At 58.1% G+C, this 24793-nt stretch carries 25 protein-coding genes; 13 read left to right on the top strand and 12 right to left on the bottom strand.

Features of this window, described 5'->3' with window-relative positions:
- Positions 1-2 precede the first annotated feature (2 nt).
- From KHQ24_RS06170 to yceD, 4 genes are all read right to left on the bottom strand, one after another.
- Entirely contained in the window at positions 3-956 is a 954-nt protein-coding gene (locus KHQ24_RS06170) for a beta-ketoacyl-ACP synthase III (RefSeq protein ID WP_002899288.1), read from the bottom strand.
- A gap of 53 nt (positions 957-1009) precedes the next feature.
- Positions 1010-2107 (bottom strand): phosphate acyltransferase PlsX, encoded by a 1098-nt coding sequence (plsX, locus tag KHQ24_RS06165; RefSeq protein ID WP_202821001.1) that lies wholly within the window; start codon positions 2105-2107, stop codon positions 1010-1012.
- Between the two features lie 203 nt (positions 2108-2310).
- Complete coding sequence (gene rpmF / locus KHQ24_RS06160) at positions 2311-2484, bottom strand: 50S ribosomal protein L32 (RefSeq protein ID WP_000290724.1); 174 nt, start codon at positions 2482-2484, stop codon at positions 2311-2313.
- 16 nt (positions 2485-2500) lie between these two features.
- The gene (gene yceD, locus KHQ24_RS06155) at positions 2501-3022 is read right to left on the bottom strand and encodes a 23S rRNA accumulation protein YceD (RefSeq protein WP_017900733.1); all 522 of its coding nucleotides are present in this window, start codon (positions 3020-3022) and stop codon (positions 2501-2503) included.
- A gap of 141 nt (positions 3023-3163) precedes the next feature.
- Here yceD and KHQ24_RS06150 point away from each other — a divergent pair, with 141 nt between their 5' ends.
- A complete protein-coding gene (locus tag KHQ24_RS06150; RefSeq protein WP_004204559.1) occupies positions 3164-3748 on the top strand; it encodes a Maf family protein in 585 nt (194 codons plus the stop codon).
- Between the two features lie 37 nt (positions 3749-3785).
- Here the strand turns inward: KHQ24_RS06150 and rluC are convergent, their stop codons facing one another.
- Entirely contained in the window at positions 3786-4739 is a 954-nt protein-coding gene (gene rluC / locus KHQ24_RS06145; protein ID WP_012542245.1) for a 23S rRNA pseudouridine(955/2504/2580) synthase RluC, read from the bottom strand.
- Between the two features lie 699 nt (positions 4740-5438).
- Between rluC and rne the strand changes: the two genes are divergently transcribed.
- The gene (gene rne, locus KHQ24_RS06140; RefSeq protein ID WP_228297969.1) at positions 5439-8672 is read left to right on the top strand and encodes a ribonuclease E; all 3234 of its coding nucleotides are present in this window, start codon (positions 5439-5441) and stop codon (positions 8670-8672) included.
- Between the two features lie 38 nt (positions 8673-8710).
- On the opposite strand, the gene KHQ24_RS06130 is transcribed toward rne, so the two are convergent.
- The gene (locus KHQ24_RS06130; protein ID WP_074194119.1) at positions 8711-9739 is read right to left on the bottom strand and encodes a LysR family transcriptional regulator; all 1029 of its coding nucleotides are present in this window, start codon (positions 9737-9739) and stop codon (positions 8711-8713) included.
- A gap of 16 nt (positions 9740-9755) precedes the next feature.
- On the opposite strand from KHQ24_RS06130, the gene KHQ24_RS06125 reads away from it, so the two are divergent.
- Positions 9756-10970 carry an MFS transporter gene (locus KHQ24_RS06125; protein WP_004204552.1) on the top strand — a complete coding sequence of 405 codons (1215 nt, stop codon included), beginning with the start codon at positions 9756-9758 and terminating at the stop codon, positions 10968-10970.
- A gap of 53 nt (positions 10971-11023) precedes the next feature.
- Here the strand turns inward: KHQ24_RS06125 and murJ are convergent, their stop codons facing one another.
- The 4 genes from murJ to rimJ all read right to left on the bottom strand — a co-directional run bounded on the left by murJ (position 11024) and on the right by rimJ (position 14844).
- A complete protein-coding gene (murJ, locus tag KHQ24_RS06120) occupies positions 11024-12559 on the bottom strand; it encodes a murein biosynthesis integral membrane protein MurJ (RefSeq protein ID WP_004204551.1) in 1536 nt (511 codons plus the stop codon).
- A 111-nt stretch (positions 12560-12670) separates the two neighbouring features.
- Positions 12671-13582, bottom strand: coding sequence for a Gfo/Idh/MocA family protein (locus tag KHQ24_RS06115; RefSeq protein ID WP_072140422.1), 912 nt, complete (start codon positions 13580-13582; stop codon positions 12671-12673).
- 14 nt (positions 13583-13596) lie between these two features.
- A complete protein-coding gene (locus tag KHQ24_RS06110) occupies positions 13597-14250 on the bottom strand; it encodes a YceH family protein (protein WP_004204549.1) in 654 nt (217 codons plus the stop codon).
- Positions 14251-14259: 9 nt separating this feature from the next.
- Positions 14260-14844, bottom strand: coding sequence for a ribosomal protein S5-alanine N-acetyltransferase (gene rimJ / locus KHQ24_RS06105; RefSeq protein ID WP_017900738.1), 585 nt, complete (start codon positions 14842-14844; stop codon positions 14260-14262).
- Between the two features lie 228 nt (positions 14845-15072).
- Between rimJ and mdtH the strand changes: the two genes are divergently transcribed.
- The 7 genes from mdtH (at position 15073) to KHQ24_RS06070 (ending at position 20440) form a co-directional block, all read left to right on the top strand.
- Entirely contained in the window at positions 15073-16281 is a 1209-nt protein-coding gene (gene mdtH, locus KHQ24_RS06100) for a multidrug efflux MFS transporter MdtH (protein WP_049115921.1), read from the top strand.
- A 113-nt stretch (positions 16282-16394) separates the two neighbouring features.
- On the top strand, positions 16395-16955 hold the full coding sequence (locus KHQ24_RS06095; RefSeq protein WP_004204546.1) for a lipoprotein: 561 nt from the start codon (positions 16395-16397) through the stop codon (positions 16953-16955).
- Positions 16956-17080: 125 nt separating this feature from the next.
- A complete protein-coding gene (gene pyrC / locus KHQ24_RS06090; protein WP_004893020.1) occupies positions 17081-18127 on the top strand; it encodes a dihydroorotase in 1047 nt (348 codons plus the stop codon).
- Between the two features lie 72 nt (positions 18128-18199).
- The gene (gene dinI / locus KHQ24_RS06085; protein ID WP_002898994.1) at positions 18200-18451 is read left to right on the top strand and encodes a DNA damage-inducible protein I; all 252 of its coding nucleotides are present in this window, start codon (positions 18200-18202) and stop codon (positions 18449-18451) included.
- A 303-nt stretch (positions 18452-18754) separates the two neighbouring features.
- Positions 18755-19009: a biofilm formation regulator BssS gene (gene bssS, locus KHQ24_RS06080; RefSeq protein ID WP_002898992.1), complete on the top strand. Its 255-nt coding sequence runs from the start codon at positions 18755-18757 to the stop codon at positions 19007-19009.
- Between the two features lie 125 nt (positions 19010-19134).
- Positions 19135-20253, top strand: a complete 1119-nt coding sequence (gene solA / locus KHQ24_RS06075) for an N-methyl-L-tryptophan oxidase (protein ID WP_004204542.1) — start codon at positions 19135-19137, stop codon at positions 20251-20253.
- A 73-nt stretch (positions 20254-20326) separates the two neighbouring features.
- Entirely contained in the window at positions 20327-20440 is a 114-nt protein-coding gene (locus KHQ24_RS06070; RefSeq protein WP_004204539.1) for a DUF2770 family protein, read from the top strand.
- Here KHQ24_RS06070 and KHQ24_RS06065 read toward each other — a convergent pair.
- A complete protein-coding gene (locus tag KHQ24_RS06065; protein WP_004204538.1) occupies positions 20426-21490 on the bottom strand; it encodes a rhodanese-related sulfurtransferase in 1065 nt (354 codons plus the stop codon). The two genes, KHQ24_RS06070 and KHQ24_RS06065, sit on opposite strands and share 15 nt — an antisense overlap.
- 205 nt (positions 21491-21695) lie before the next feature.
- Between KHQ24_RS06065 and KHQ24_RS06060 the strand changes: the two genes are divergently transcribed.
- The 3 genes from KHQ24_RS06060 to KHQ24_RS06050 all read left to right on the top strand — a co-directional run bounded on the left by KHQ24_RS06060 (position 21696) and on the right by KHQ24_RS06050 (position 24504).
- Complete coding sequence (locus KHQ24_RS06060; RefSeq protein WP_023317908.1) at positions 21696-22616, top strand: Kdo(2)-lipid IV(A) acyltransferase; 921 nt, start codon at positions 21696-21698, stop codon at positions 22614-22616.
- A gap of 171 nt (positions 22617-22787) precedes the next feature.
- Positions 22788-24026: a multidrug efflux MFS transporter MdtG gene (gene mdtG / locus KHQ24_RS06055; protein ID WP_211777164.1), complete on the top strand. Its 1239-nt coding sequence runs from the start codon at positions 22788-22790 to the stop codon at positions 24024-24026.
- 91 nt (positions 24027-24117) lie between these two features.
- On the top strand, positions 24118-24504 hold the full coding sequence (locus tag KHQ24_RS06050; protein WP_002898981.1) for a MysB family protein: 387 nt from the start codon (positions 24118-24120) through the stop codon (positions 24502-24504).
- On the opposite strand, the gene KHQ24_RS06045 is transcribed toward KHQ24_RS06050, so the two are convergent.
- The gene (locus KHQ24_RS06045) at positions 24505-24732 is read right to left on the bottom strand and encodes a YceK/YidQ family lipoprotein (protein WP_004204534.1); all 228 of its coding nucleotides are present in this window, start codon (positions 24730-24732) and stop codon (positions 24505-24507) included.
- Positions 24733-24793 lie beyond the last annotated feature (61 nt).

Below are 24793 nucleotides of genomic sequence, written 5' to 3'. Positions count from 1 at the left end.
TACTAAAAACGAACCAGCGCGGAACCCCAGGTGAAACCGCCACCAAAGGCTTCCAGCAAAATCAGCTGCCCACGTTGAATGCGGCCATCGCGGACGGCCTCATCCAGCGCGCAAGGGACTGACGCCGCAGAGGTGTTGCCATGGCGGTCGAGGGTCACTACGACGTTATCCATCGACATGCCCAGTTTCTTCGCCGTCGCGCTGATGATCCGCAGGTTTGCCTGGTGCGGCACCAGCCAGTCCAGCGCTGAACGTTCGAGATTATTCGCGGCCAGCGTCTCATCAACGATGTGCGCTAACTCGGTGACCGCCACTTTGAAGACTTCATTGCCGGCCATCGTCAGATAGATCGGATTTTCCGGATCGACGCGATCGGCGTTCGGCAGGGTCAGCAGTTCGCCATAGCTACCGTCAGCATGCAGATGCGTCGAGATAATGCCAGGCTCTTCGGAGGCGCCCAGCACCACCGCCCCGGCGCCATCGCCGAAAATAATAATCGTCCCGCGATCGGCCGGATCGCAGGTGCGCGCCAGCACATCAGCGCCGACGACCAGCGCATAGTCCACCGCGCCGTTCTTGACATACTGATCGGCGACGCTCAGCGCATAGGTGAAACCGGCGCAGGCGGCCGCGACGTCAAACGCCGGGCAGCCCTTGACGCCCAGCATAGACTGAATCTGGCATGCCGAACTCGGAAACGCGTGCGTGCCGGAGGTGGTCGCAACGATGATCAGACCAATTTGCTCCGCGGACACGCCCGCCATCGCCAGCGCCTGCTTTGCGGCTTCAAAGCCCATCGTAGCAACTGTTTCATGCGCTGCGGCAATACGACGCTCACGGATACCTGTGCGGGTGACAATCCACTCGTCAGAGGTCTCTACCATTTTTTCCAGGTCGGCGTTTGTACGCACTTGCTCGGGCAGATAGCTGCCGGTACCAATAATCTTCGTATACATGTACGCTCAGTCACTCTTGGGTAATATACCCGCCTCGTTCAACCGCCGCGGCGTCAGTGGTGTCCATTCGTCCCGCTTTGCTGTCGGGCGTTCACGTCACTGTCGCTTTCCGGCAGCTCGAAACCAGCTGGGTATAAAGATTCCAGGCGCGCGGCGATCCGTTGGGGAATTTGCCGCTGCACCGCCTGCACTGCCTGCTCTATCGCGACGCTAAAGGCGCGTTGATTGGCAGCACCATGACTCTTGATCACGGAACCGCGCAATCCTAACAGACAGGCGCCATTATACTGGTCGGGGTTGAGGTGACTGAATCGCCTCGCCAGGCTTTTTTGTAACCAACGTTTTAGTAACAGCAGCCACCACGACCGTTTTTTGCCCTCTCCCTGAGATTTCAGCAGTGAAAGGAACATTCTGACAACACCTTCCATGGTTTTTAATGTGACGTTGCCCGTGAATCCATCACAAACCAGCACATCGGTTTTTCCGGTCAACAGTTCATTGGCTTCAAGATAGCCGATGTAGTTGAGGGAAGGCAGCGTTTTGAGCACTGCGGCAGCATCGCGGATGCTGCTGAGGCCTTTCATCTCTTCTTCGCCGATGTTCAGCAAGGCGACGCGAGGATTGGCAATGCCAACCACCTCTTCCGCCAGCACTGACCCCATCACCGCGAACTGCACCAGCATCGTGCTGTCGCAATCGACGTTGGCGCCGAGATCCAGCACCACGGTTTTGCCCTTCTGCTGGTGCGGCAGCACCGTCACCAGCGCCGGCCGCTCAATACCTTCAATCGGTTTGAGCAGCAGTTTCGCCAGGCCCATCAGCGCGCCGGTGTTGCCGGCGCTGACGCAGGCTTCCGCCCGCCCTTCTTTCACAAGCTCCAGCGCCACGCGCATTGAGCTTCCGCGACTGCTGCGGATAGCCTGTGCGGGTCGCGCATCACTGGCAATAACTGACTGCGCAGGAATAATCTGCAGACGCGAACGTTGTTCGAAGTCAGCTTTGGCGAGTAATGGCGTGATGGCGTCGGGATCGCCGACTAAAAGAAGTGTGAGTTGCGAATTAGAGTTAAGTGCCTGCAGTGCTGCAGGCACTGTCACGGATGGGCCGAAATCGCCCCCCATGACATCTAACGCCAGGGTTAGACGTGTCAAGGTATCGTCGCTGCCCGGTTCGGTGATTCCCCAGTTGCCCGGGGAGTCCTCACTAAGCTTCATCACGCTGGCACCCGCGAATTTTCACGCTGCAGACGCAACAATCCGGGCATTGACGCCTCTGGTTATCGGGTTAACCGAGTGCCCAGGTACGTACAAACCCGCCATGGCCTGCAACGGGAAATCCTGCGAGTATCGCGTGATTACTTAGCGATAACCTTGCGACCGCGGTAGAAACCGTCGGCAGTGATGTGGTGACGCAGGTGTTTCTCACCAGAAGTTTTGTCTACAGACAGGCTGGTGACTGCGGTCAGCGCGTCATGGGAACGACGCATGCCACGTTTGGAACGGGTTGGTTTATTCTGTTGTACGGCCATGGACCTTACTCCTCAATTACTTACGCTTTAAGCTGGCTAATACGGCAAATGGGTTTGGTTTTTGTGCCTCTTCAGGCAGTTCGCCAAAGACCATGTCCGCGTCGGACACTTCACAGTGTTCAGAATCATGCACCGGAACTACGGGCAGGGAGAGGATAATTTCATCCTCGACCATTGCCTGCAGGTCGATTTCACCGAATTCGTTAACCTCAATCGGCTCATACGCTTCCGGTAGTGCTTCGGCCTGTTCGTCATTTCTGACGGGGCTAAAACAATACGTGGTGTGGACGTGATGGGAAAACGGTTTCCCGCAACGCTGGCATTCGAGGGTTACCGTCACCTTCGCATCGCCTGTAATAACGGCGAGACGCTGGTTATCGATAGCGAACGACATGCTGCATTCCACATCGCTGTCCACGCTGACTACAGAATCGGCTACACGTTCAACCTGATCGCGGGCATAGATGCCTTCGTAATCAAGGCGTTTTTGAGCCGTGCGTACCGGATCAAGAGTCAGGGGTAATTTTACCTTTTGCATAGGGCGCGCATATTAACTTTGTAATGTCATAGAGTCAAAGAAAAAGGCAGCCTCAGGTTGCCTTTTGCCATTTATTCGCACACATTGCGGCGCATAGTTTAAGATGATGCTCTGCGAAGCGCTATATGTGGATGAAAAAATATGTCTCAACTTATCCTGGCGTCAACCTCTCCCTGGCGGCGCATGCTGCTGGAAAAACTGGGGTTACCATTTGAATGTGCGGCGCCTGACGTCGACGAAACGCCCCGCCCTGAAGAATCCGCGCGTCAGCTTGTCACCCGGCTGGCGCAGGCCAAAGCGCAGAGCCTGGCTTCGCGCTACCCCAATCACCTTATTATAGGCTCCGATCAGGTTTGCGTATTGGACGGTGAGATCACCGGCAAACCGCACACCGAGGAAAATGCCCGCAGGCAGTTGAGAAAGGCGAGCGGGTCGATCATTACCTTTTATACTGGCCTCGCGCTGTACAACTCCGCCAGCGGTCATCTGCAAACCGAATGCGAGCCCTTTGACGTCCACTTCCGGCATCTCAGCGATAAAGAGATCGAAGGCTATGTGCGTAAAGAGAACCCGCTGCAGTGCGCCGGGAGTTTTAAGAGCGAGGGGTTAGGTATTACGCTGTTCGAACGGCTGGAAGGCCGCGATCCGAATACGCTGGTCGGTTTACCCTTGATCGCGCTCTGTCAGATGCTGCGCCGCGAAAATTACAACCCGCTGTTAGGCTGAGGTAAAAAAAACGGCGGAACTGATTCCGCCGTTGCACTTATTTGCTCTTCCGTAGCACCTGTAGACAGTGCTTCAGCTGGTTATCCAGCGGCGCCTCAACGCGCATCACCTCCCCGCTCCCCGGGTGGGTAAACTTCAGCGCAGCAGCGTGGAGGAACAGGCGGTTTAAACCGGTACCAGAGAGTTGCTTGTCAAATTCGCGGTCGCCATAGCGGTCGTCAAAGGCGATAGGATGGCCGGCATACTGGGTATGAACGCGAATCTGATGCGTGCGTCCGGTGACCGGACTGCAGCGCACCAGAGTGGCGAATTCATAACGCTCTTCCACTTTGAAGCGCGTCTCTGACGGCTTGCCTTCCTGACTCACGCGGACGATTCTCTCGCCGCTCTGCAGAATGTTCTTCAACAGCGGGGCCTGCACCACTTTGGTATGCGACTGCCACTGGCCGCGCACCAGCGCCAGATAGTCTTTCTGCATGCCTTTATCACGCAGCTGCTCGTGCAACGAACGCAGCGCCGAGCGCTTTTTCGCCACCAGCAGCACGCCAGAGGTATCGCGGTCGAGCCGATGTACCAGCTCAAGGAAGCGCGCCTCCGGGCGCAGGGCGCGCAGCCCTTCAATCACGCCGAAGCTCAGGCCGCTGCCGCCATGTACCGCGGTACCGGATGGCTTATTGAGGACCAGAATATGATCGTCTTCATAGAGGATCACCTCAGAGAGCGCCGCCACTTTCTGCAGATGCGGCGATACCGCCTCTTCTTCACGTTCCGCCACACGCACCGGCGGGATACGGACTTCATCGCCCGCTTCCAGCTTATACTCCGGCTTCACGCGTTTTTTATTCACCCGCACCTCGCCTTTACGCAGGATGCGATAAATCATGCTCTTCGGTACGCCTTTCAATTGGGTACGCAAAAAGTTGTCGATACGTTGCCCCGCTTCATCAGCAGCAATGGCAACCATTTTTACGGTTGGGGTCTCAGTTTTCATGGTGCGCGATTCTAAATAGCCGGACGCATTAGCGCCACTCATTTTTATATGCTTATATTTATCATTATCCTGTTTTCACGGTTTGCCTGACCGCCATATTGTTTGTTATTAGAACAATCTGTATGGGCAGGTGATAAAACTGTGAGTAACCGGGTGATAAAAGGTGAAAGTCAACTTGCTATAACAAGGTTAGCAATGGAATAATGAGACCGTTTTCCGTATTGCATCTTGTTAGAACAAGACATTAGCGGAATGACCAGTTTTGTCTGACCGATCGCCCACGCAGCAATGGCGTAAGACGTTGTGATCTTTCAGACAGTTAGCGGGCTGCGGGTTGCAGTCCTTACCGGTACAGGCTCTATGGATTTCAAGTCGCAGGAAGGCGTCAACTCCGGGACTCCCGGGAGCTCATCTGGATCCGCTGATCGAGGTGAGCAGGTTAAGCCATCATGCCTGCAACGCGAAAGACGACGAGTATAAATGGAATATTCTCTGGTGATACATCCCAGGCTGTTCCCCTGAATAATTGCGCTGTGTTTCCGTTTGAAACACAGGCGACCGACACTCTGCGCCTCTTAAGCGCGCGACAACCGTGAGGTTGGCGACGTGAACCAGACACGAGGCCATCGGTTTTCCCCCGGAAAGGCATTACTCTGCCCGCAGCTTAGTCGTCAATGTAAGAATAATGAGTAAGTTACGATGAAAAGAATGTTAATCAACGCAACTCAGCAGGAAGAGTTGCGCGTCGCCCTTGTTGATGGGCAGCGCCTGTACGACCTGGATATCGAAAGCCCCGGGCACGAACAGAAAAAAGCGAACATCTACAAAGGCAAAATCACCCGCATTGAACCCAGCCTTGAAGCCGCGTTTGTTGATTACGGCGCCGAGCGTCATGGTTTCCTCCCCCTCAAAGAAATCGCCCGCGAATACTTCCCCGCCAACTACAATGCGCACGGCCGTCCTAATATCAAAGACGTACTGCGTGAAGGTCAGGAAGTTATCGTGCAGATTGATAAAGAAGAACGCGGCAACAAAGGCGCTGCGCTCACCACCTTTATCAGCCTTGCGGGCAGCTATCTGGTATTGATGCCGAACAACCCGCGCGCGGGGGGAATTTCACGCCGTATCGAGGGCGATGACCGTACCGAACTGAAAGAAGCGCTGGCGAGCCTGGAGCTTCCGGACGGCATGGGCCTTATCGTTCGCACCGCTGGCGTCGGCAAATCTGCCGAAGCCTTGCAGTGGGACCTGAGCTTCCGTCTGAAACACTGGGAAGCGATTCAGAAAGCCGCGGAAAGCCGTCCGGCGCCGTTCCTTATCCACCAGGAAAGTAACGTCATTGTCCGCGCCTTCCGTGACTATCTGCGCCAGGATATCGGCGAAATCCTGATCGATAATCCGAAAGTGCTCGAGCTGGCGCGCCAGCATATCGCCGCGCTGGGTCGTCCGGATTTCAGCAGCAAAATCAAACTGTACACCGGTGAAATCCCGCTGTTCAGCCACTACCAGATCGAATCCCAGATTGAATCCGCCTTCCAGCGTGAAGTGCGTCTGCCGTCCGGTGGCTCTATCGTCATCGACAGCACTGAAGCGCTGACCGCGATCGATATCAACTCCGCCCGCGCCACCCGCGGCGGCGATATCGAAGAGACGGCGTTCAACACCAACCTCGAAGCGGCTGACGAGATTGCCCGCCAGCTGCGTCTGCGCGACCTCGGCGGCCTGATCGTTATCGACTTTATCGATATGACTCCGGTTCGCCACCAGCGCGCTGTGGAGAACCGTCTGCGCGAAGCCGTCCGTCAGGACCGGGCGCGCATTCAGATCAGCCATATCTCGCGCTTCGGCCTGCTGGAGATGTCCCGCCAGCGCCTGAGCCCGTCGCTGGGCGAATCCAGCCACCACGTCTGCCCGCGCTGCTCCGGCACCGGCACCGTGCGTGATAACGAATCGCTGTCGCTCTCTATTCTGCGTCTGATCGAAGAAGAAGCGCTGAAAGAGAACACCAAAGAAGTGCACGCCATCGTTCCGGTACCGATCGCCTCCTATCTGCTGAACGAAAAACGTGCCGCGGTGAGCGCTATCGAATCCCGTCAGGGCGATGTGCGCGTTATTATCGTGCCAAACGACGAAATGCAGACGCCGCACTACTCCGTCCTGCGCGTGCGCAAAGGTGAAGAGACCTCAACGCTGAGCTACCTGCTGCCGAAGCTGCATGAAGAAGAGATGGCGCTGCCGGGCGACGATGAGCCGGCAGAACGGAAACGTCCGGAACAGCCGGCCCTGGCCGCTTTTGTCATGCCTGACGCGCCGCCAGCCCCGATGCTTGAAGAGCCTGTCGCCGCTCCTGTCGCCGCAGCGGCACCGGTCGCGGCCACCGCACCGGCGCAGCCTGGCCTGCTTTCACGCTTCTTCAGCGCGCTGAAGAATATCTTCTCTGGCGCCGAAGAGGCCAAACCGGCTGAGGTTAAGGTCGAGAAGAAAGCGGAAGAAAAACCGGAGCGTCAGCAGGAGCGCCGTAAACCGCGCGCCAACAACCGCCGCGATCGCAACGACCGCCGTGAAAACCGCGACAATCGTGACAACCGCGATAACCGTGACAATCGTGACACTCGTGCGGACAATGCCGAGGGCCGTGAACCGCGCGAATCGCGTGAAGAGAACCGTCGCAACCGTCGCGAGAAGCCGTCGCAGAATGTGGAAGCCCGTGATGTTCGCCAGACCTCAGGCGACGACGCGGAGAAAGCGAAATCTCGTGACGAGCAGCAGCCGCGCCGCGAACGCACCCGCCGCCGCAATGACGACAAACGTCAGGCGCAGCAGGAAGCCAAAGCGCAGACTCGCGAAGAGCCGGTAGCGCAGGAGACGGAGCAGGAAGAGCGTGTGCAGACCCTGCCGCGTCGTAAACCGCGCCAGCTGGCGCAGAAAGTACGCGTTGAGTCCGCTGTCGTTGAGCAGGTTGCCGAGATCGTGCCAGAAGCCGTAGTGGCGGAAGTTATCGCTCCGCGCAGCGAGCCGGTGAAAGCCGAGCTGCCAGCAGTAGTGGAGAGCGTGGCGGACCAGGACGAAAATGGCGAATCCCGTGAAGCGAACGGTATGCCGCGTCGCTCACGTCGTTCCCCGCGTCACCTGCGCGTTAGCGGTCAGCGTCGTCGTCGCTATCGTGACGAACGCTATCCGACCCAGTCGCCAATGCCGCTGACCGTAGCCTGCGCATCGCCGGAGATGGCTTCCGGTAAAGTCTGGATCCGCTACCCGGTGGTTCGTCCGCAGGATCAGCAGCCGGAAGAGGTTCAGATTCAGAACGACAACCTTGTGGAAACCGTCGCGGCCGTCGCGACCCCGGTTGCCGTCGTTGAAACCGTTACCGCTGCCCCGGTCACCGTCGAGCCGGCTACCATGGAGCCGGTTACCACCGAGCCTGTGGTCGTCGAGCCGGTCGTAGCCGCCGAGCCGGTGGTGGTTGATGCTGCGGAAGGTATCGCGCCAGCAGCCGTCGAGCCAGCGCCGCAGGAGCTGGTCACCGAAGCGCCGGCTGTCGAAGCGCCTCAGGCTATCGCGCCAGCGACGCTCGACGCCGAGCCGGTGGTGGTAGAACCTGAAGTGGTGGAAACGGCGCCTGTCGTTGAAGCGCCAGTGGAAACCATCGCGCCGGCGGCGGAAACCGCAGTTGAAGCACCGGTTGTTGACGCACCGGTTGTCGAGCCGGTCAAAGCCGAGCCTCCGGTGAGTAAGCCGGTAGTGGTGGCGGGTCATCGCCATGCCACCGCGCCAATGACCCGTGCGCCAGCGCCGGACTATGTCCCGGAAGCGCCGCGCCACAGCACCTGGGTGCGCCCGCCATTCGCTTTTGAAGGCAAAGGCGCCGCCGGCGGTCATAGCGCCACCCATAAAGCCACCGCTGAACCGACCCGCCCACAGCCCGTCGAGTAAGCGTGCTAAATAAAAAACCGGCCTCCTGGCCGGTTTTTTTATGCGCTTTGCGGAGGCTGCATGCCGGCGAGGTCCGGCATGATCTCCCGCATCAGGTCGAGGAACTTACGCAGCCGCGTCGGATAATAGCGCGCCCAGGGATAGACCAGGTGGACCGGCAGCGAGGCGGGACGCCACTGCGGGAACAGCTCTGTCAACCTTCCGGCAGCAAGATCCTCCGCCACGGCCCAGCTGGACACCATCGCCACCCCCAGCCCCGCCAGCGCAGTGTTACGCGCGACGTAAAGGCTGTCGGTGCTCAGACAGGGGGTGATCGCCGTGGAGACGAGCTGCCCGCTGACCTGATGTCGGAGCCGCACCTCATGCTGATAAAAGGTGTTAATGGCGATCCACGGCAGGCCGGATAACGCCTCCAGCGAGGTTAACGGTGGGTGCTTCGCCAGCAGTTCAGGGGAGGCCACCACGCAGCGCGGCACTTCTGCCAGCAGCACGGAGACCGTGGCCGGATCCACCTCCGCCCCCACGCGGATGGCGCAGTCGATATTATCGCTGAGAAAGTCGACAGTATTATCATTCAGCATCCACTCCACCGACAGTTGCGGGTGGCGCTGGAGAAAGGCGACCAGCGGCCCCAGCAGCTGCTGCTGGCCAAAAGCGTGCGGCGCCCTCACCCGCAGCACCCCCACCGGCCGATCGTCGGCAATACGCAGGTCATCTTCCAGCGCCAGCCAGGCATCCACCAGCTGGCGGGCGTGACGGTAGCAACGTTCGCCATCGTCAGTGAGCTTCATCGCATGGGTGGTACGCAGGATCAGCTTGACTCCCAGCAGCCCTTCAAGGGACTGCAGGCGGCGGCTGACGGTCGCCTGGGTGGTCTCCATCTGCCCCGCCGCGGCGGAGAGCGACCCTGCCTCTATAATACGAATATAGGTACGCATCAGCTCAATGCGATCTATACGCTCCTGTCTTTTCATTTTTCTTTTGCCTATACGTGCTACGTATAACCGTTTTACCACCAGCCCGGCTACCGCGCCAGCCGCATTCAGGGAAAAATAGCCCCATCGCATTCACGAGGTATTGATCATGACACCGACTTCCCTTTCCACCCGCGACGCAGGCTGGATTATCTTCATTCTCGCGCTCGGCGCCGGCTTTAGCGTCGCCTCTATCTACTACGCGCAGCCGCTGCTGCCGTTGATGGGCGCCAATCTCCACCTGACGGTAGAAGGTATGGGTCTGGTCCCTACTCTGACGCAGGCGGGTTATGCGCTCGGCATTCTGTTCCTGCTCCCGCTCGGCGACCGCCACGATCGCCGCCGGCTGATTTTGGTGAAAAGCGCGCTGCTGGCGCTCCTGCTGCTCCTGTGCAGCCTCACCGGCCAGCTCAGCTCACTGCTGGTGGTCAGTCTGCTGATCGGTATGGCGGCGACCATGGCGCAGGATATCGTCCCTGCGGCGGCGATCCTCGCCCCGGCGGGCAAGCAGGGCAAAATGGTGGGCACGGTGATGACCGGGCTGCTGCTGGGGATCCTGCTTTCCCGGACGGTCAGCGGCGTGGTGGGCGCAGTGTTTGGCTGGCGGGTGATGTATCAGGCGGCGGCGGTCAGCGTGGCGCTGATTGGCCTGGTGATGTGGCGGGTGCTGCCGCGCTTCGCCATTCACTCGACGCTGAGCTATCCGCAGCTGATGGCCTCAATGGCGCATCTGTGGCAGCGCTACCCGGCGCTACGCCGCGCTGCGCTGGCTCAGGGGGCGCTCTCTGTCGCCTTCAGCGCCTTCTGGTCGACGCTGGCGGTGATGCTCTCCGAACACTATCACATGGGCAGTGCGGTAGCGGGCGGCTTTGGTATCGCCGGGGCTGCCGGGGCGCTGGCCGCGCCGCTGGCCGGCGGACTGGCCGATAAATTTGGTGCCGGTAAAGTGACTCAAATGGGGGCGGCGCTGGTCACCGTCTCCTTCGCCCTGATGTTTATACTGCCGCTGCTGCCACTGCATGGCCAGCTGGCGCTGATTGCCCTGTCGGCGATTGGCTTCGACCTTGGCCTGCAGTCAAGCCTGGTGGCGCATCAGAACCTGGTGTATGGCCTCGAGCCGCAGGCCCGCGGCCGCCTTAACGCCCTGCTGTTTACCGTGGTCTTCATCGGGATGTCGCTGGGGTCGGTGCTGGGCAGCAAGCTGTACGTGCTGGCCGGCTGGAACGGGGTGGTTACCCTGGCGGTGGTCAGCGGGGCGATCGCCCTGGCAATCCGCCTGCTGGAGAATGCCCGTATCGTCGCTGCCGAACGCCGCGCATCATAAAAAAACCCGCTTCGCCTGAGGTGAAGCGGGTTCATCCATTCCCGCACAACCGCTTAGGCTGTACGTCGGGCAAACTCTTTCACGCGGAAGCCCAACAGCAGCAGTGTGGCGAAATAGGCCACCACCCCGGCGACAACCACCACCAGCAGGCGCATCAGACGGAACGGCATCGTCCCCAGCGACCACTCCGGCATGATATGCATGACGCCCAGCAGCGCCGCAGCCATAACCAGCACCGCAGCAATCAGACGCAGCAGGAAGGCCAGCCAGCCCGGTTGCGGGGTAAAGATCTTCTGTTTACGCAACTGCCAGTAAAGCAGAGCGGCGTTCAGGCAGGCCGCCAGGCCAATGGACAGCGACAGACCCGCATGCTTCAGCGGGCCGATAAACGCCAGGTTCATCACCTGGGTCATAATCAGGGTGACAATAGCAATCTTGACCGGGGTCTTGATGTCCTGGCGGGAATAGAAGCCCGGCGCCAGCACCTTCACCACGATAAGCCCCATTAGTCCCACGGAATAGGCCACCAGCGCGCGCTGGGTCATTGCCGCATCAAAAGCGCTAAATTTGCCGTACTGGAACAGGGCCACGGTCAGCGGTTTGGCGAGGATCCCCAGCGCCACCGCGCTCGGCAGCGCCAGCAGGAAGCAGAGACGCAGCCCCCAGTCCATCAGCCGGCAATACTCGTCATGATTACCGCTGGCGAAGCTTTTTGACAGCGATGGCAGCAGGATAGTGCCGAGCGCCACTCCCAGGACACCGGACGGAAACTCCATCAGACGGTCGGCGTAGTACATCCAAGACACCGATCCCGACACGAGAAACGAAGCGAAGATAGTATTGATAATAAGGGAGATCTGGCTTACCGACACGCCAAGGATCGCCGGCCCCATCTGCTTCACCACCCGCATCGCGCCGGCATCTTTCAGATTGATGCGCGGCAGGACCAGCATGCCAATTTTCTTCAGGTGCGGCAGCTGGTAGGCCAGCTGTAGCACGCCGCCGACCGTGACCGCCCAGGCCAGGGCCAGCACCGGCGGATGAAAGTACGGTGCGGCAAACAGCGCAAAGCCAATCATGCTGACGTTGAGGAACGTCGGCGCAAAGGCCGGCACCGAGAAGCGGTTCCAGGTATTAAGGATCGCCCCCACCAGCGAGGCGAGGGAGATCAGCAAAATATAGGGGAAGGTAATGCGCAGCAATTGGGTAGTCAGCGCAAATTTATCGGCGGTATCAGCAAACCCGGGGGCGGTGATGGTGATCACCCACGGCGCCGCCAGCATCCCGATAACGGTGACGATCGCCAGGGCCAGGGTCAGCAATCCGGAGACATACGAGACAAACACCCGGGTGGCATCTTCGCCCTGCTTGCTTTTATATTCGGCAAGGATCGGTACAAACGCCTGAGAGAAGGCGCCTTCGGCAAAAATACGCCGCAGCAGATTAGGCAGTTTAAAGGCGACGAAAAAGGCGTCGGTCGCCATCCCGGCGCCAAAAATGCGCGCCACAATCGCATCGCGGGCAAAGCCCAGCACGCGCGAAAACATGGTCATCGAACTGACGGCCGCCAGTGATTTTAAAAGGTTCATTACGCTGTTATTCCAAACCCTGGAGTAAAACGCCCGCAAATGCGGGCGCTGGAAAGTGGCGATAGTCTACCGGGTTCAACATGAATTACTACTGTCAGTTGTTACAACGGATTATTCGCTGATGGCGTCGCGCCAAAGTTTGTCGACCACCCGCTGAGCCAGCAGCGCCTGTTCGCCTGCGGTTTCAGGAACCGTCTGATTTTGCACGCATTCGATAAAATGGCGCGCACAGCCGACAAAGCCGCGCTGCTCAAGGGTGGTTTGCCAGCTGGCGACCGGGCGCTGGACCACGCCGTGACCGCACTCCTCCTGCCATTCGCGCATCTCGCTGACGGCATATAGCCCGCCATCCGTAACCGCCTGCACCCACTCGCGCTGGCTGCCTGCGCGGCGGTGCATGCTGGTGGTGACCTGCAGCCGGGGCGAACTGAACTGGTGTTCGGCATACAGCATCTCGCCCTGCGGAGTAATCTGTAGTGCGCCACCGCGCAGACGCGCCTGACCGTCGGCCAGCCATAGCGCGGTATCCACCACGTGCAGATAGTCATCAAGCAGGGTAAAGCGCAGATCGTTGCCCACGCTATCGCTGCGGTGCTTATCCATCCGCAGCGAGGCCGCCTCGCCCAGCCGCCCCTTTAGCTCCCGATAGAGCGGTGCGAAGCGGCGATTGAAACCGACCATCAGCGTCAGACGACGCCGCGCCGCCAGCTCGACCAGCGTCTCCGCCTCACTCAGCTTGTCCGCCAGCGGTTTGTCTACGCAAACATGAACCCCGGCATTCAGCAAATGATTCACCACTTCATAATGTGAAGCCGTCGACGTATGAACAAAGACCGCATCGCACTGCGCCGCCAGGGCATCCAGCGATTCAGCGTATGGCATTCGCCAGGTTTCGCAAACCCGCAGCGCCTTCTCTTTTCCCGGCGACCAGGCCGCCTGCAGCGTCCAGCTTTCCGCCGCCCCCAGAACCGGCAGCCACGCTTTCTGCGCAATACCGCCCAGGCCAACCACCCCAATGCGCAATCTTGTCCCCACGTTTAGTCCCCCAGATGGTGTAACAGCGAATCGAGGCGCGCTTTCAGCTCCGCCACCTCGCCTTCCAGCGCTTCAACCCTGGCACGCAGATCGTCTTCCTCTTCCAGGGGCGAGAGTGCTTCCACTGTCGTGATCAGTGTGTCCATGTCGTCGCAAAACAGATGCATATAGCGGCTTTCCCGTTTCCCCGGCTCCCGGGGCAGACGGGCGACAAAGGGACCATCTTCGCGGGTCGCCAGCCCTTCCAGCACGCTTTCCACTTCCGCCATATCGCTGAACTCATGCATCCGCTGCGCCCGACTGCGTAATTCACCCGGCGTCTGGGCGCCCCGCAGCAGCAGCGTCGTCACCACCGCCACCTCGCCGGCGCTGAGCTTCAGATCGCCAAATTCGGAGTTGCAAAAGCGCTGCTCATACTTAGTGACCCGATTGCCGAAGCCACTGACCGTACGCAGATAATGGCGTTTCACCAGGGTATCCAGCAGAGCCTGGACTTCGCCTTCGCTCAGCGACATCACCGGCTCGCGGTTGGTTTTCTGATTGCAGGCGGTCACTACGGCGTTCACCGACAGCGGATACTGCTCAGGCGTGGTGACCTGCTTTTCCAGCAGACAGCCAATGACGCGCGCTTCGTGCGCGGTTAACTGATATTTCATCCTCTCTCCTTAACGTCCCGCTGACCAGTCCGGCGTCGTTAGCGCCGTCAATACATGGTCACGCCACTGCCCGTCAATCAGCAGGTAATCTTTGGCGTAACCCTCTTTTTCAAACCCCAACCGCGCCAGCAGCGCGCCGCTGCGCTGATTATGCGGCATATAGTTGGCCATAATGCGATGAATATGCTGCGTACGCTGCATATAGCGAATCGCAGACGTCAGCGCTTCAAACATCAGTCCCTGCCCCTGCCACTTCTCGCCAATAGAGTAGCCGAGATAACAGGCATGGAATGACCCGCGCACCACGTTGGAAAAATTCGCCACGCCGACGATCTCCTTTTCCTCCGGATCGAGTAGCGCGAAATAAAAAGCAGACCCCTGCTTATGAAACTCGGCGATCATCGACAGACGCGCCTGCCATCCGGAAGGATAGCAGTGGCTGTCGTCACGAACCGGCTCCCAGGGTTTTAAGAACGCCTTATTCTCGGCGTAATAATCGGCCAGACGCCAGGCGTCACGATCGTGAACCAGGCGCACCACCAGCCGGTCCGTCGTCAAACGCACCTTCGGCACGTTACTGCGATAGCCAAACATTTCCTTTTCAGTCCCCCTGACTTCATTCTTGCTGCCTTCACTATACCTGTCCTGCGCGACGGTGTGAAAACAGCAACATACCATTTTCTGCGCCATCTCCTCTTTTCGATGAATAGCCTCAATCGAACTTGCATTTTGATAAAAAAATATTGTCGCAAGGGCGCTGGGAAAAGCAGCAGATTGCCCGCAGAATATCCACGCTTATCTCTATTTTTCCCTGGAGGGGAAATGTCCCGCGTCTCGCAGGCAAGGAGCCTGGGTAAATATTTCCTGTTAGTCGATAACATGCTGGTCGTGCTGGGCTTTTTTGTCGTCTTCCCGCTGATTTCCATCCGCTTTGTCGATCAGATGGGCTGGGCGGCGCTGATGGTCGGCATCGCGCTCGGCCTGCGCCAGCTCGTGCAGCAGGGATTAGGTATCTTTGGCGGCGCCATCGCCGACCGCTTTGGCGCCAAACCGATGATCGTCACCGGTATGCTGATGCGCGCCGGCGGCTTCGCGGCGATGGCCGTCGCCCATGAGCCGTGGGTGCTGTGGTTCTCATGCATACTTTCCGGGCTCGGCGGCACGCTGTTCGACCCGCCGCGGGCGGCGCTGGTGGTTAAGCTGGTGCGCCCGCATCAGCGCGGCCGCTTTTTCTCCATCCTGATGATGCAGGATAGCGCCGGCGCGGTGATTGGCGCGCTGCTGGGCAGCTGGCTGCTGCAGTATGATTTCCGCCTGGTGTGCAGCGCCGGCGCCGCGCTGTTTATCGCCTGCGCGGCGTTTAACGCCTGGTATCTGCCGGCATGGAAGCTCTCGACGGTAAAAACGCCGATCCGCGAGGGGCTGGGCCGGGTGCTGCGGGACAAGCGCTTCGTCACCTATGTCCTGACGCTGACGGGCTATTACATGCTGGCGGTGCAGGTGATGCTGATGCTGCCGATCATGGTGAATGACATCGCCGGCTCGCCGGCCGCCGTAAAGTGGATGTACGCCATCGAAGCCACCATTTCGCTGACCCTGCTCTATCCCATTGCCCGCTGGAGCGAAAAACGTTTTCGCCTTGAGCACCGGCTGATGGCCGGTCTGCTGGTGATGACCCTGGCCATGCTCCCCATTGGCATGACCAGCAGTATGCAGCAGCTGTTTACCCTGATCTGCCTGTTTTACATCGGTTCCATCATTGCCGAACCTGCCCGGGAGACGCTGGGCGCCTCGCTGGCGGACGCCCGGGCGCGCGGCAGCTATATGGGCTTCAGCCGCCTGGGGCTCGCCTTTGGCGGCGCGCTGGGATATGCGGGCGGCGGCTGGCTGTTTGATGCTGGTAAAGCCGCCGGCCAGCCCGAGCTGCCGTGGCTGATGCTCGGGGCCATCGGGGTTATCACCTTTCTGGCGCTGTGGTGGCAGTTTAGTCCGAAACGCTCTGCCTCCGGCATGCTGGAGCCGCGGACCTGATGCGCGCGGCGGCGGTTTCTCCTGCTTTCAGCCTATTCTGCTGGTATCGAGGATGCTGACAGGTCATGATGCTTTGTGTCAGGATGAATGAAGGTATGAGCCAGAGGAACCCCATGAAAAAGATTTTGATAGCCGCCGCGTTGATTGTCAGCGGCCTGCTGAGCGGCTGTAATCAGCTGACCCAATACACGGTAAGCGAGCAGGAGATTAACCAGGCCCTGCAGAAGCGAAACCATTTTGCCAAAGATATTGGTCTGAAAGGCGTTGCCGACGCCCATATCGAACTGCAGAACCTGACCAGCGCTATCGGGCGCGAGGAGCCGGGCAAAGTCACGCTGACCGGGATCGCTAACGTTGACCTGAACTCCCTGTTCGGCACGCAGAAAGCGACGATCGATCTGAAGCTCAAAGCGCTGCCAACCTTTGACAGAGAGAAAGGCGCCATCTTCCTGCAGGAAATGGAGGTGGTGGATGCCAAAGTGGCGCCCGAGAAGCTGCAGTCGGTCATTCAGGCCCTGCTCCCCTACCTGAATCAGTCGCTGCGCAGTTACTTCAGCCAGCAGCCGGCCTATGTCCTGCGTGAGGACGCCAGCACCGGTGAAGCGCTGGCGAAGAAATACGCCAAAGGCATCGAGGTGAAGCCGGGCGAGATTGTCATCCCCTTTACCAATTAATCTCCAGGGCGCCGCGGCGCCCTCAATTTTTTACGGAAATGAGTGCAAAGGAAAACGTTTACGCTTATCCTTAGTGCCCGGCAAAAAACAGCCCTGATGACTGAACCTATTAGCCGGAGCCTTCCATGACAGCACAATCCCAGGTATTGAAAATCCGCCGCCCAGACGACTGGCATATCCATCTACGTGATGACGATATGCTGAAAACCGTCGTGCCTTATACCAGTGAGTTTTATGGCCGGGCGATCGTGATGCCGAATCTGGTGCCGCCTGTCACCACCGTCGCGGCGGCTATCGCCTATCGCCAGCGCATTATGGACGCCGTCCCGGCCGGGCATGATTTTACCCCGCTGATGACCTGCTATCTGACAGACTCCCTCGACCCGGCGGAGCTGGAGCGCGGCTTTAACGAAGGCGTATTCACCGCCGCCAAGCTCTACCCGGCCAACGCCACCACCAACTCCAGCCACGGCGTCACCAGCACCGACGCCATTATGCCGGTGCTGGAGCGGATGGAAAAACTGGGGATGCCGCTGCTGGTACATGGGGAAGTCACCCACGCCGAGATTGATATATTCGATCGCGAAGCGCGCTTTATTGAAACCGTGATGGAGCCGCTGCGCCAGCGCCTGCCCGGACTGAAGGTGGTCTTTGAGCATATCACCACCAAAGATGCCGCCGAGTATGTGCGTGACGGCAATGAACTGCTGGCGGCCACTATCACCCCGCAGCATCTGATGTTCAACCGTAACCATATGCTGGTCGGCGGTATTCGTCCTCACTTATACTGCCTGCCGGTACTTAAACGCAATATTCATCAGCAGGCTCTGCGGGAGCTGGTCGCCAGCGGCTTCAGCCGCGCCTTCCTCGGCACCGACTCCGCACCGCATGCCCGCCACCGTAAGGAGGCCAGCTGCGGCTGCGCCGGCTGCTTCAACGCCCCGACCGCCCTCGGCAGCTACGCCACGGTGTTTGAAGAAATGAACGCTCTGCAGCACTTTGAGGCTTTCTGCTCGCTGAATGGCCCGCGCTTCTACGGTCTGCCGGTCAATGAGAGCTACGTTGAACTGGTGCGTGAAGAGACGACCGTTGTGGACAGCATTTCCCTGCCTAATGACACCCTGGTGCCCTTCCTGGCAGGTGAAACCGTTCGCTGGACCGTGAAGAAATAAAAACGTAGCCCCCTGTTGTCAACGCCAACCGGATACTGTATAAATAACCAGTATCGAACGCAGGGGGCAATTATGCGCATTGAAGTGTCTATCGCCAAAACTACCGCCTTACCCAACGGCGCGCTGGAAGCGCTGAATAACGAACTCTCTCGCCGTATCGCCGAGCAATTCCCGGCCATCGACAGCCAGGTGAGCGTCCGCTACGCCACCGGCAATCAGCTCTCGGTGTTTGGCGCCCTGAAAGAAGACAAAGACCGGATAAGCGAAATCCTGCAGGAAACATGGGAAAGCGCGGACGACTGGTTTGTCCACGATCTCTCCTGAAGCATGGCGGGATCCAGTTACTCTGGTTTGCTCCCTCATTGTGCTTTTTTTTGCCGGGTCGCCCCGGCTTTTTTTAGCCCCTCTTCTGTTCAGAATAGTCCTGATTATTCTGCTCAATATCGACTAAAGTGGCCATTTTACGCGCTTATCTTGAATAAAAAAGCGGCAAAAGAAGAAAATCATGCTGCCTTTCATTTAATTTCTCGAGTTTATTCTTGATCCCTGATATAATTAACTTGCTTCAAAAAATATGCATTAAACCTCGAGAATTGTTGTCTTTTAACATATGAATAAGGGGTTATGATGGAAAAAAATAATGAAGTCATTCAGACCCATCCCCTCGTTGGATGGGACATCAGCACCGTTGATAGCTACGATGCGCTGATGTTGCGCCTGCACTACCAGAACCCCACTCAAGAAAACAGTAATGATGCTGAGATCGGCCAGACGCTATGGCTAACGACGGACGTCGCACGTCAGTTTATTTCAATCCTGGAAGCAGGCATTGCGAAGATTGAATCTGGCGAATACCAGGAAAACGAGTACCGCCGACATTAACGCGGCTTGCGAATGACTTAACATTAAACTTAACAGGCACCTGCGGGTGCCTGAATTATTTTCGGGCTTGTATAAGCACAGGGAGTTAATTACCCTGCTAACAAGGCAATTACCCGGAACTCACCATGCAATACGATCTTATCATTATTGGCAGCGGCTCCGTCGGCGCCGCCGCTGGCTATTATGCGCGCCGTGCCGGACTCAATGTTCTGATGACCGACGCCCATCAACCTCCCCACCAGGAAGGCAGCCATCACGGCAGCAGCCGTCTTATCCGTCACGCCTATGGCGAAGGTGAGAAATATGTTCCGCTGGTGCTGCGTGCCCAGCAGCTATGGGATGAACTGGCAGAGATCAGTGGCGAAGCCGTGTTTGAACGCACCGGCGTCATTAACCTCGGCCCCGCCAGCTCCGCTTTTCTCGCCAACGTCGCCGCCAGCGCCCGTGCGTTCAAGCTTGAGGTGGAAGAGCTGGATGCCCAGGCCGTGATGCAGCGCTGGCCAGAGATACGCCTCCCCGAGGACTATCGGGCGATTTTCGAACCCGCTTCCGGCGTACTGCGCAGCGAGCTGGCCGTCGAAACCTGGATCCGTCTGGCGCGGGAAGCAGGCTGCGCGCAGCTATTCAACTGTCCGGTCTCGGCTATTCATCACCATGCTGACGGGATCACCATCGATACCCTCGACGGTGAATATCATGGTAAAAAGCTGCTGGTCAGCGCCGGGACCTGGGTCACCCGCCTGCTCCCGGACCTCCCCATCCAGCCGGTACGTAAGGTGTTTGCCTGGTACCAGGCCGATGGCCGTTACAGCAGCAAGAATCACTTTCCGGCCTTCACCGGCGAGTTGCCCAACGGAGATCAATACTACGGTTTCCCGGCAGAAGATAACGAGCTGAAGATTGGCAAGCATAACGGCGGTCAACCGATCTCCATGCCGCAGGAGCGAGTGGCATTTGGCGCTGTCGCCAGCGATGGCTCCGAATCTTTTCCTTTTTTGCGCAACGTCCTGCCAGGGATCGGCGGCTGCCTGCACGGCGCCTCCTGTACTTATGACAATACCGTCGATGAAGATTTTATTATCGATACGTTACCCGGCAGACCAGACACGTTGCTAATCACCGGTCTGAGCGGGCATGGCTTTAAGTTTGCCCCGGTGTTGGGGGAAATTGCCAGTCAGTTTGCTCAGGGCGAAGCATCGAGCTTCAACCTGGCGCCCTTCTCGCTGGCGCGCTTTAACGCGTAATGGAATGCGGCACTTTTGCCGTCGGGCAAAAAAAAACGGCCTCTGTCGAGGCCGTTAGTCATTGAGAGCGATTATGCGTCGCCTGTTTAATTTGCTGGTCAATAACGTCCGCGAGCACTTTATGATCTACCTGGCGCTTTGGCTGCTGCTGGCGATCATCGATCTCGTCTGGTTATGGTTTTTCTGATGGCTCAGGATCGAGGATCCCGAGTTTGGTGTTCAGCCGACCACGCGATTTATTAAAGATTTTATTGCCGTTTTCACGCCCGGCGCGCAGCTTACGCTGCTCCTCTTCCGGTAGCTTATGCTCTTCCATGCAGGCTTCGCTACAGCAGCCGGCAAACTTCTCGGCGCAGCTCGGGCACTGGATAAACAGCAGATGGCAACCATCGTTCAGGCAGTTGGTATGGGTGTCGCACGGCACGCCGCACTGATGACAGTGCGCGATAACGTCATTGGAGATCCGCTCGCCCATCCGTTCATCAAAGACAAAGTTTTTGCCAATGAAACGCACAGGCAGCCCTTGCTCACGGGCGCGGCGGGCGTACTCGATGATGCCACCCTCGATGTGCCAGACCTTATTGAAGCCGTTATGCTTCATCCAGGCGCTGGCTTTTTCACAGCGAATACCGCCGGTGCAATACATTACAATTTTCTTGTCTTTATGGTCCTGCATCATTTCCACGGCTTTCGGCAACTGGTCGCGGAAGGTATCCGCCGGGATCTCCAGCGCGTTTTCGAAATGGCCCACCTCATATTCATAGTGGTTGCGCATATCGATAAACACGGCATCCGGATCGTCAAGCATCGCATTGACCTCAGCCGCCTTGAGATAGTCTCCGACGTTGGAGGCGTCGAAGGAGGGATCGTCGATGCCGTCGGCAACGATGCGGTCACGCACTTTCAGGCGCAGTACCCAGAACGATTTACCGTCGTCCTCGAGAGCGATATTGAAACGCAGCCCCGCCAGCGCCGGATCGAAGCCATAGAGAAACTCACGCAGGGCTTCAACGTTGCTTTGCGGCACGCTGATTTGCGCGTTGATCCCTTCCCGGGCCAGATAGATGCGGCCAAAGACTTTCAGCTGGGTTAAGGCAACCCACAGCGCATCGCGGGTCGCCTGCGGATCGACAATGGTGAAATATTTATAGAACGAGATCGTCGTGCGCGGCTCGGTTTCAGCCAGCATTTGCGCCTTTAACGTCTCATTTGAAATGCGGTTGTGTAACACTGGCATGGTGTACCTGCTCGACATAGAAATGAGGAAATAAACGGCGGGCATGATATAGCAAAGCTTATTAATTTACATCCCTACATTTTACGCTACATTTTTCTCACCCGGTCGCCCCCCACTTAACAAAACAATGTGGCTGTCGCCGCCTTTGGCTGGCCGGTAAAAAAATGCGATAATATAAGATGTTGCTTACTGATACGGGTATGAAATGACTCATTTGCCTAAATTTTCTCCGGCGCTGCTGCATCCGCGCTATTGGCTGCTGTGGCTGGGTATCGGCCTGCTGTGGCTGGTTGTCCAACTGCCCTACCCGCTGATCTACCGCATCGGGAACGCCATCGGCCGCCTGGCCATGCGCTTTATGAAGCGCCGGGCGAAGATCGCCTATCGCAACCTTGAGCTCTGCTTCCCCGAGAAAAGCGAGCAGGAACGTCACCGGATGGTGGTGATGAACTTCGAATCGGTTGGCATGGGGCTGATGGAGACCGGTATGGCCTGGTTCTGGCCAGTTCGCCGAATCGCCCGCTGGACCGACACCATCGGCTTTGAGCATATTCGCGATGTGCAGGCGCAGCAGCGCGGCATTCTGCTGATCGGCATTCATTTCCTGACACTGGAAATGGGCGCGCGAATGTTCGGCATGAACGAGCCGGGGATTGGCGTCTATCGTCCCAACGATAACCCGGTCATCGACTGGCTGCAGACCTGGGGCCGGCTGCGCTCCAACAAGGACATGATCGACCGCAAGGATCTGAAAGGTATGATCCGCGCGCTGAAAAAAGGCGAGGTGGTGTGGTACGCGCCGGATCATGATTACGGCCCGACCGCCAGCGTCTTCGCCCCACTGTTTGCCGTTGACCAGGCAGCGACCACCTCCGGCACCTGGATGCTGGCGAAAATGTCCAAAGCCTGCATCGTGCCCTTTGTTCCACGCCGTAAACCGGACGGTAAAGGTTATGAACTGATTATCCTGCCGCCAGAGTGCTCCCCGCCGCTGGACGACGCGGAAACCACCGCCGCGTGGATGAACAAGATCGTAGAGCAGTGCATTATGATGGCCCCGGAACAATATATGTGGCTCCATCGCCGCTTTAAAACCCGCCCCGAGGGGACGCCCTCCCGCTACTGATCCCCTTTCCCGGCCGCGCGCCTCCCGGCCGGGAATCCCCACCGCTCAGGCTTTACGCTCTGCTTTAGCTTTAAAAGCTCTCCTCCATTGCGGCATTTATTTCCCAGGCGCATAATTAGCAGGCTCATATTTTCTCTTAATTTGACCTGCTGCGCAGGCCAGTGGAACCCTATGTCGTCTGCTGATACCCCCATTAACTGGAAACGAAACCTGACCGTCACCTGGCTTGGCTGCTTTTTAACCGGCGCTGCCTTCAGCCTGGTCATGCCCTTTCTGCCGCTTTATGTCGAACAACTCGGCGTCACCGGGCATAGCGCCCTGAACATGTGGTCCGGGCTGGTCTTTAGCATTACCTTTCTCTTCTCCGCCATCGCCTCGCCGTTCTGGGGCGGACTTGCTGACCGCAAGGGACGTAAAATCATGCTGCTGCGTTCATCCCTCGGGATGGCCATCGTCATGATGTTGATGGGGATGGCGCAGAATATCTGGCAGTTTCTGCTGCTGCGCGCGCTACTCGGCCTGCTGGGCGGCTTTATTCCCAACGCCAACGCCCTGATCGCCACCCAGATCCCACGCCATAAAAGCGGCTGGGCGCTGGGCACGCTGTCAACCGGCGCGGTAAGCGGCGCCCTGCTCGGCCCGCTGGCGGGTGGTTTCCTGGCAGACCACTGGGGCCTGCGTACCGTCTTCTTTATGACCGCCGCGGTGCTGTTTATCTGCTTTCTGTTTACCCTGTTTTTAATCCGTGAAAATTTTGTCCCAATTGCTAAAAAAGAGATGCTCAGCGCGAAGGCGGTATTCTCCTCTCTGCAGAATCCGAAACTGGTGCTCAGTCTGTTTGTCACCTCGCTGATCATCCAGGTCGCCACCGGCTCCATTGCGCCGATCCTGACGCTTTACGTGCGCGATCTGGCGGGTAATGTCAGCAATATCGCCTTTATCAGCGGGATGATCGCCTCAGTGCCGGGCATTGCCGCCCTGATGAGCGCCCCCCGTCTGGGCAAACTGGGGGATCGCATCGGGCCGGAAAAAATCCTCATCGTGGCGCTGATTATCTCGGTGCTACTCCTGATCCCGATGTCGTTCGTTCAGACCCCGCTGCAGTTAGGTATCCTGCGATTCCTGCTCGGCGCCGCGGACGGCGCGCTGCTGCCGGCGGTGCAAACCCTGCTGGTGTATAACTCCACCAGCCAGATCTCCGGGCGGATTTTCAGCTATAACCAGTCATTTCGTGATATTGGCAACGTCACCGGCCCCCTGATCGGCGCCTCGGTTTCCGCCAACTACGGCTTTCGCGCCGTCTTCCTTGTCACCGCAGGAGTGGTTTTGTTTAACGCGATCTATTCGACCCTTAGCCTGCGCCGACCAGCCGCGGACGCCTCGCAGCCCGACCGCCATTCAGTAAATTAACGTCCAGAGGGGCTCAGCCCCTTGACGCCTTGCCAAGCGCCTTCTATAGATTGAATCGTGTTCAATTCATATTCTTCTCAGGAGATTCGCTATGCCAAAGGATTCGATGTTCTATGCCACGCTCGAAGAAGCTATTGATGCAGCACGTGAAGAATTTCTCGCCAACAACCCTGACAGCGATGAAGAGAGCGCTAACGTTGAGCAGCTCAATATTCAAAAGTATGTGCTGCAGGATGGCGATATCGCCTGGCAGGCCGAATTTTTTGCTGACGAAGAGGAACAAGGCGAATGCTTACCGATGCTTAGCGGCGAAGCCGCGCAGAGCGTCTTCGATGGGGATTATGATGAGATAGAGCTCCGTCAGGAGTGGCTGGAGGAAAATACGCTTCATGAGTGGGATGAAGGTGAATTCCAGCTCGAGCCCTCTCTGGACACCGAAGAGGGACAGACGGCGGCCGACGAGTGGGACGAGCGTTAATCAGTTATAGGGCCCGTGGCTGGCGTCCAGCGGCAGCAGAAGCGTATCGAATACCAGCGAGAACGGCAGGTCCAGAATGGTGAGATAGCGCCATCCTGAATCGCGAACGTCCCACTGCACGCCCGGGTAATATTGATTGCCATGCCCCTGCCCGGGCACCGTCCGGCTGATAATGCTGCCGCAGCCGCTGAGCAGCAGCGCCATGGCAATGATCGGTAGTATTCGCATCCACAACCTCGTCTTTCAGATAAAAAAATACCGGCATCGCTGCCGGTATTTTCATTAACGT

The organism is Klebsiella sp. 54, assembly GCF_018223875.1.
GTDB classification, from domain to species: domain Bacteria; phylum Pseudomonadota; class Gammaproteobacteria; order Enterobacterales; family Enterobacteriaceae; genus Klebsiella; species Klebsiella quasipneumoniae.
Note: the sequence above shows the minus strand (reverse complement) of the source record. Positions and strands in the feature narration are given on the sequence as shown.

What these genes read in the sequence shown, in the direction of transcription:
- KHQ24_RS06170 (WP_002899288.1), bottom strand. Translation starts at nt 956, where the DNA reads ATGTATACGAAGATTATTGGTACCGGCAGCTATCTGCCCGAGCAAGTG.
- rpmF (WP_000290724.1), bottom strand. Translation starts at nt 2,484, where the DNA reads ATGGCCGTACAACAGAATAAACCAACCCGTTCCAAACGTGGCATGCGT.
- yceD (WP_017900733.1), bottom strand. Translation starts at nt 3,022, where the DNA reads ATGCAAAAGGTAAAATTACCCCTGACTCTTGATCCGGTACGCACGGCT.
- KHQ24_RS06150 (WP_004204559.1), top strand. Translation starts at nt 3,164, where the DNA reads ATGTCTCAACTTATCCTGGCGTCAACCTCTCCCTGGCGGCGCATGCTG.
- rluC (WP_012542245.1), bottom strand. Translation starts at nt 4,739, where the DNA reads ATGAAAACTGAGACCCCAACCGTAAAAATGGTTGCCATTGCTGCTGAT.
- rne (WP_228297969.1), top strand. Translation starts at nt 5,439, where the DNA reads ATGAAAAGAATGTTAATCAACGCAACTCAGCAGGAAGAGTTGCGCGTC.
- KHQ24_RS06130 (WP_074194119.1), bottom strand. Translation starts at nt 9,739, where the DNA reads ATGCGATGGGGCTATTTTTCCCTGAATGCGGCTGGCGCGGTAGCCGGG.
- KHQ24_RS06125 (WP_004204552.1), top strand. Translation starts at nt 9,756, where the DNA reads ATGACACCGACTTCCCTTTCCACCCGCGACGCAGGCTGGATTATCTTC.
- murJ (WP_004204551.1), bottom strand. Translation starts at nt 12,559, where the DNA reads ATGAACCTTTTAAAATCACTGGCGGCCGTCAGTTCGATGACCATGTTT.
- KHQ24_RS06110 (WP_004204549.1), bottom strand. Translation starts at nt 14,250, where the DNA reads ATGAAATATCAGTTAACCGCGCACGAAGCGCGCGTCATTGGCTGTCTG.
- rimJ (WP_017900738.1), bottom strand. Translation starts at nt 14,844, where the DNA reads ATGTTTGGCTATCGCAGTAACGTGCCGAAGGTGCGTTTGACGACGGAC.
- mdtH (WP_049115921.1), top strand. Translation starts at nt 15,073, where the DNA reads ATGTCCCGCGTCTCGCAGGCAAGGAGCCTGGGTAAATATTTCCTGTTA.
- KHQ24_RS06095 (WP_004204546.1), top strand. Translation starts at nt 16,395, where the DNA reads ATGAAAAAGATTTTGATAGCCGCCGCGTTGATTGTCAGCGGCCTGCTG.
- pyrC (WP_004893020.1), top strand. Translation starts at nt 17,081, where the DNA reads ATGACAGCACAATCCCAGGTATTGAAAATCCGCCGCCCAGACGACTGG.
- dinI (WP_002898994.1), top strand. Translation starts at nt 18,200, where the DNA reads ATGCGCATTGAAGTGTCTATCGCCAAAACTACCGCCTTACCCAACGGC.
- bssS (WP_002898992.1), top strand. Translation starts at nt 18,755, where the DNA reads ATGGAAAAAAATAATGAAGTCATTCAGACCCATCCCCTCGTTGGATGG.
- solA (WP_004204542.1), top strand. Translation starts at nt 19,135, where the DNA reads ATGCAATACGATCTTATCATTATTGGCAGCGGCTCCGTCGGCGCCGCC.
- KHQ24_RS06070 (WP_004204539.1), top strand. Translation starts at nt 20,327, where the DNA reads ATGCGTCGCCTGTTTAATTTGCTGGTCAATAACGTCCGCGAGCACTTT.
- KHQ24_RS06065 (WP_004204538.1), bottom strand. Translation starts at nt 21,490, where the DNA reads ATGCCAGTGTTACACAACCGCATTTCAAATGAGACGTTAAAGGCGCAA.
- KHQ24_RS06060 (WP_023317908.1), top strand. Translation starts at nt 21,696, where the DNA reads ATGACTCATTTGCCTAAATTTTCTCCGGCGCTGCTGCATCCGCGCTAT.
- mdtG (WP_211777164.1), top strand. Translation starts at nt 22,788, where the DNA reads ATGTCGTCTGCTGATACCCCCATTAACTGGAAACGAAACCTGACCGTC.
- KHQ24_RS06050 (WP_002898981.1), top strand. Translation starts at nt 24,118, where the DNA reads ATGCCAAAGGATTCGATGTTCTATGCCACGCTCGAAGAAGCTATTGAT.
- KHQ24_RS06045 (WP_004204534.1), bottom strand. Translation starts at nt 24,732, where the DNA reads ATGCGAATACTACCGATCATTGCCATGGCGCTGCTGCTCAGCGGCTGC.